This is a genomic window from Desmonostoc vinosum, from assembly GCF_059505385.1.
This window is the reverse complement of the sequence record NZ_JCACKM010000272.1, coordinates 1-5120: the sequence shown is the minus strand read 5'-3', so window position 1 is coordinate 5120 and position 5120 is coordinate 1. Positions and strand designations below refer to the sequence as shown.

10 protein-coding genes are annotated in these 5120 nt (G+C 43.5%); 5 read left to right on the top strand and 5 right to left on the bottom strand.

Annotated features, from left to right (window positions below):
- Positions 1–100: 100 nt before the first annotated feature.
- On the bottom strand, positions 101–247 hold the full coding sequence (locus tag AC5JMF_RS29235; RefSeq protein ID WP_495799205.1) for a hypothetical protein: 147 nt from the start codon (positions 245–247) through the stop codon (positions 101–103).
- A gap of 174 nt (positions 248–421) precedes the next feature.
- Between AC5JMF_RS29235 and AC5JMF_RS29230 the strand changes: the two genes are divergently transcribed.
- Positions 422–652 (top strand): EF-hand domain-containing protein, encoded by a 231-nt coding sequence (locus tag AC5JMF_RS29230; protein WP_495799204.1) that lies wholly within the window; start codon positions 422–424, stop codon positions 650–652.
- A 484-nt stretch (positions 653–1136) separates the two neighbouring features.
- Here AC5JMF_RS29230 and AC5JMF_RS29225 read toward each other — a convergent pair whose 3' ends face one another.
- The 4 genes from AC5JMF_RS29225 to AC5JMF_RS29210 form a co-directional block, all read right to left on the bottom strand.
- Positions 1137–1493: a hypothetical protein gene (locus AC5JMF_RS29225; RefSeq protein WP_495799203.1), complete on the bottom strand. Its 357-nt coding sequence runs from the start codon at positions 1491–1493 to the stop codon at positions 1137–1139.
- A complete protein-coding gene (locus AC5JMF_RS29220) occupies positions 1474–1824 on the bottom strand; it encodes a DUF5674 family protein (protein ID WP_495799206.1) in 351 nt (116 codons plus the stop codon). The genes AC5JMF_RS29225 and AC5JMF_RS29220 overlap by 20 nt, the downstream gene beginning before the upstream one ends.
- A 43-nt stretch (positions 1825–1867) precedes the next feature.
- Positions 1868–2776 carry a hypothetical protein gene (locus tag AC5JMF_RS29215; RefSeq protein WP_495799202.1) on the bottom strand — a complete coding sequence of 303 codons (909 nt, stop codon included), beginning with the start codon at positions 2774–2776 and terminating at the stop codon, positions 1868–1870.
- A gap of 157 nt (positions 2777–2933) precedes the next feature.
- Positions 2934–3176 carry a helix-turn-helix domain-containing protein gene (locus AC5JMF_RS29210; RefSeq protein ID WP_495799201.1) on the bottom strand — a complete coding sequence of 81 codons (243 nt, stop codon included), beginning with the start codon at positions 3174–3176 and terminating at the stop codon, positions 2934–2936.
- A 160-nt stretch (positions 3177–3336) separates the two neighbouring features.
- Between AC5JMF_RS29210 and AC5JMF_RS29205 the strand changes: the two genes are divergently transcribed.
- The 4 genes from AC5JMF_RS29205 (at position 3337) to AC5JMF_RS29190 (ending at position 4767) form a co-directional block, all read left to right on the top strand.
- On the top strand, positions 3337–3660 hold the full coding sequence (locus AC5JMF_RS29205) for a hypothetical protein (RefSeq protein ID WP_495799200.1): 324 nt from the start codon (positions 3337–3339) through the stop codon (positions 3658–3660).
- Positions 3638–4156 carry a hypothetical protein gene (locus tag AC5JMF_RS29200; protein WP_495799199.1) on the top strand — a complete coding sequence of 173 codons (519 nt, stop codon included), beginning with the start codon at positions 3638–3640 and terminating at the stop codon, positions 4154–4156. The genes AC5JMF_RS29205 and AC5JMF_RS29200 overlap by 23 nt, the downstream gene beginning before the upstream one ends.
- A 79-nt stretch (positions 4157–4235) precedes the next feature.
- The gene (locus AC5JMF_RS29195) at positions 4236–4562 is read left to right on the top strand and encodes a hypothetical protein (RefSeq protein ID WP_495799198.1); all 327 of its coding nucleotides are present in this window, start codon (positions 4236–4238) and stop codon (positions 4560–4562) included.
- Positions 4555–4767, top strand: a complete 213-nt coding sequence (locus AC5JMF_RS29190; RefSeq protein WP_495799197.1) for a hypothetical protein — start codon at positions 4555–4557, stop codon at positions 4765–4767. Before AC5JMF_RS29195 ends, AC5JMF_RS29190 begins: the two co-directional genes overlap by 8 nt.
- Positions 4768–5120 lie beyond the last annotated feature (353 nt).

The window sequence follows — 5120 nt, the reverse complement described above, 5'->3', positions numbered from 1 at the left end:
GATTTTTCAAAAATATCAATAATCTGAGTCACATCTGCGGAATGTGGGTTACTAAAGTTCGTCCAGTATCCATTATTCTTTCAACTAAATAAAACACATTCTAATAACCGCGCCGTAGCCCTACCAAAGCATTAAGACATTTACTCTCTCTAGCAATCTGCCGCGCCAATATTTGTTTCGCCTCAGTCACCGATCCGTGCCGCAGTTCATGGATGGCTTGATGCAACCCAGTGTAGGCATTAGCCACTCCGTTGATTGCTGTCTGTAGTACTTGTGGGTGGTGACACTGAGTAGCAAGATGAATGCGATGCGATCGCTGGCAACCAGTGATACCCGTTTCTACGTCTCTTGATCTAATTGGTGTTTAATTTTGAGATATTAATGAGATATAAAATTGAAAAATTAATTCAGATAGAAACTTATGGCAACCGAACAAGAACTTCAATCTCTTTTTGATACCTTAGATACCGATCAAGATGGCAAAGTCTCCATTAATGAGCTTTTTTTAAGCCCTGGCTTAAGTGCAATCATCTCAGCAGAAACAGGTATCAGTAGCCCCCAGGAGTTGCTAGGTATGTACGGAGATCAAGACGGTAGTATCACCTTTGAAGAGTTAAAGAGAGTTGTTGAAAAAGCAGGGAATTTAAACTAAACAGTCCAAAAAATCAGTGTATCCTACCCCTTTTTACCCTTATTAGCCCTTTCAGGATACCTTGAGAGGGATTTTGTTGTAGATGGGAAAAGTTAATTCTCCTTCTTTTCCTTGCTCTCCCTATCCCTTATCACTTCCCAGGCTCCTTGCTCAATAATTTGAGTGAAGGGGCTTGCTAACGATTCTGGGGGTATTTTGAGCAAGGGAGCAGAGGAAGTATTCATGCGGGTCATTTCCAATTCGCAATTACCAATTTGCAATTCGCAATTAACACCCCATAACTGAAGTTGGGGGCTTGCCGAAGTTTGGATCTAAGGCTTCCTTAGATCCAACTTCTCTGAATATTGATACTACGTGTTTTGTTTTCTTTCATAATTAAAATTAGGGGCTTGTACCCTAAATGAATCAATTATCAATTACGTCCGCAATTGCGAATTGCGAACTGCGAATTGTTTGGTCAGGGCAACAGTCTTTCAATAAAATTTTAGACGGATTGGGACAATAACCCTGACATATCTAATACTCGCTCTGACCAAGCACTAGCTTGCTCGGACATATTTATGCGTTCGCTCTCATCAGACCAAAGACTATCAAACTTTAATTTCCACCGCGATAATTGGACTTGAATGTTAACCAATTCTTCGGCATATTCCGGTTCAATTTCTGCTGCTGTCCATTCGATAAAACACATAGTTTCATCTGCCACACTTTCAACTGCTTCCGGGTAGGCAGTATTACAAAATGTTCTCAACCTGGCTAAATTAGAAGCTATATGTCCTAAGCGATTTGATGTATTTTCACTTTGAAACCGTGCTTGTTTTTCATCTAATTTCTGGTTCATATCCGCCAATTAACTCACTCGTAATTTTTTTGACATGTTCTTTAATTGCTGGGTCTTGAATTAGCATTGAGCGATTATTTTGACTTGGGCGAATGTTAATAATCGATTCATAAGCTATTGATTGATTAAAGGGAGTCCAGTCAGCACCCCAAATATCTCGCTGTCTACTACCATCTTCGAGTAATGCTGCTTCACAAAAAGCGTGTTTCTCTCCTCCCCCTGCTAAAATCTCTCTTTCTATGTCTACTGCTATTTTGATATAAAGTCCCAAAGTTTGCAGCATTTGCTCAACCTGTTCTAGAGTTGCCCTTTTCTTGATAATCAGTACCAAAATTACACCTCTACCACAATGGATTACCCAGAGCATTGTTGCATTAGTCTTTAATCTCAGCCTCCAACACACCCAACAATTTCTCCTCCACAGCAGTCAGATAAGCCCGATTCAGCTTCCCCAACCACTGCAAGAGATTTTTGACCGTCTCCTCCAGTGAGTCGGAATATATTCGAGTAATGCGATCGCAGATCAAGAGCATCTGCTGGCATTCCTGGGGCAGGTAATCATACGATTTGAGGTGCTTCAGCCCAATCGTCAGTTCGCCATCCCAGAGTCTTACAGTGCAACTAAAGTCATTAACGGCGGTAACAATTGCCCAGCAACCGCTTTTACCCCTGAGTTCTGGGTTGTCCTTGACTAAAATCTGGCATACCTCACCGATTTGGTAGGTGTTGGGGATTTTGGTTCGTTCCATAATTCGTTGCACAACGTCCTTGACGATGCGACCAGTTGGCACTTTCCCACCAGCTTCCTCTACAGCCCGTTGCCAAACTTCTTGTTGCTGTTGGGGTTCAAGCTTCGTCAGGGGACGGACTTGACGCTCATTCGTGGGCAGAATGTGATCCATTGGATCACATTTTTCAGCCAAGTTATCAAAAACAACAGCCGCATCCATTAGAAGGTAAGACTGGCGGCGACTGTGAGCAAAGCGGTCGCGGCAGTATTCCTCAAATGTGCGGTGGGTGGAACGGTAGAGTCTGCGATCGCGTAACTCTGTCAAAGCCTTACCCGCCTCAAAAAATGCTCTCTCAACTCTGCGTTCAAGATGCAAGCGATCGCGCTGTTCATCCTCTGTCAATTCCGGAACTTCAACAGCAGTTACCGTAATTGTTGCTGTAGATGGGTTTTCTTCTTGGGAAATATCCTGGTTTACAGGGTTATCTGGCGATGTTGAATTACTGGATGAAGCAGAGATATCTTTTTTGCGCTCTTTGGGTGGTCTAGTCATTGTTCCACCTCTTGTTGTTCAGCAGTATTTACTATGAATCGATTGAAAATAGATTCATAGTATGGTTAATGACTGCAATTGCGTGAAGCGCAGTACTAAAAGCAATTGCTCATCTAAAGAGACAGAGGTAGGAACACAAGAGTCAATGGGAGCAAAATCAATCATTGAACTGCACTCCAAAATCAATACCAAGAGCTTGTTCAATTTTTCGTAGCGTATCTTCTGGCAAAGCCTCACGAATTCGTTCTGCTTCAATGTCGTACCAGTAAACTCGGCTAATACCTGCCTCTGCGGCTAACGCTTCTAAAGTACGCCCAGAGGCTTTTCTAGCTTCTTGTATCTTAGCTCCCAATCCTTGTATTTCGACATCAACATTACGCCTAACCTTCACACAATTCATTTAACTCGTCTCCATAAGTGTAAACCTGTAGCTACTACTTAGTGTAAGGTGTTAGCTAACAATTGACAAGTGTAAGCTAACACCTTACACTAAGAATATAAAGAAAGCGCCCGGACTGCGAATCTTGAGCGCCTTCTGTCCTTTTAGAGACTCATCAATTATGACTCATAACATTTACAGCCAACAACAGCTGCACCACAAATCGATTGCCCGACTCAAGCAAATCTACAGCGAAATCGGCGCGAGCGTCGAGGTCAGCGACAAACGTTGTAAGAATTCATGGGCAAGTGCGATCGCAGAATATCAATCCGCCCAGCTTCAGAAAGTTGACGAACAAGCTACAGCCCAAGCCGAACTAAACAGCCACATTGTCGCCAAAGCCAAAGCTGTTGCACCTGAACCACTCACCCCTGTAGAAATATCCTTTTATCACCACGAATATTACGCTGGTAATGAACTGATTGATAGCCAGCATCACCCATGACGACAGCCACTTAACCCAACGCTGGGTAATCATGGTCAACGATAAAGAAGTATTCCGTGCTGCTACCCCAATAATGTGCGATCGCTACATCCGCATACATTACAAAGATGGGTCTTTACCAGTGCAGGAACAAGAACCAACACCCTGCACCTCCGAGAATCGAATCATGGCGCATATCTTCAACGAGTGCCAGAATTATGGGTTTGAAATTCTCGATGATGGGATTTACAACAGCAACGGCGTAAAGCTGGAACAAGTCGGATGCACTGACGGTAACTGGTGGGTAATTCTAGGTTCACAAGGTCAGCAGCAGTATTCTGACTCGGTGTTTGATGCTGTACGTTTGCTATCGATGGACGAAGTGTTGCCCACTCTTTCCCCTGCCTCTTTTGAAGAATTGTTAGACCTCCCATTTGACGAGTTGACTGCCGATGAATGGGAACGGTTACAGGAGTATGCAACCTTCAGCGAAGAACCAGAGTTAGTCGCAGCGTAATTCTCACACAGGCGATCGCTCGTATCAATAACCAGAGCGCGATCGCCCAACCCATCCTCATCAATCAACAATCACATCTATGCAACCCACAATGTCCATCCCCTCAAACTGGGACTATCCCCGCTATACCTTTGGTCAGCGCACACAACAGGGACTAATCATCGGCATAGAGTACTACCCCCCTGATACTCTATTAGCTCACGAGTACGGTAATTCTTGGCGTTATACCGTACTGACTGACAAGAACTCTGAAGAAGTTCGACATTACTTTGATGACCAAATCCAAACGCTCTCAAATGCAGAATTACAAGCGCAAATAATTGCTGAAATCGAGGAGCATCAACAGCAAATAGATGTCCTTAAGCAACAGTTAGCAGCGGTAACAGGGGGTAGAACAGATGACTAAATATCGCCAAACTAAACCAGTTAAAGACTCTTCTGGTCTGACCGCTGCTAGTTTATTGCACTCGCTTCGTTGTCGTCGCGGTTCTGCTCCTTTGCATACTATCGGGTTTTCTACTGGGGTAATTCAATCGCTACTCGATAGAAAACTTGTGAAAGTGCAGAATACGGGCTGCGGGTTTTTGTTGGAAATTATCGAGGAAATGTAACTAGCACTCAGTACTCAGGAGTCAGAATTCAGAATTGGTTTGGCTAACTACTAGCTGAGAGCATTTTCGCCCACGCTCCCCCACTTTATACTTATAACTTGCTGTTACGATTGAGTCATCGCATATGGAAATCTCTTAACAGAGTACGTCAGTTAAGATACCTGCCTACATCAGAACATGACCAGATTTGAGTTTAAACGTAAGAAATTCGAGTTATCTTCGACTTTTCACTAGTAGTTGTAATAAATTGTAAAACAGCACCCTTGAGTCTACCAATGCTTAAATATAGTGAAAAATCCAGGACTTACGCAAGTGTCACAAGCAATGGCGCGGTGTAACCGCGCCGCGCACCA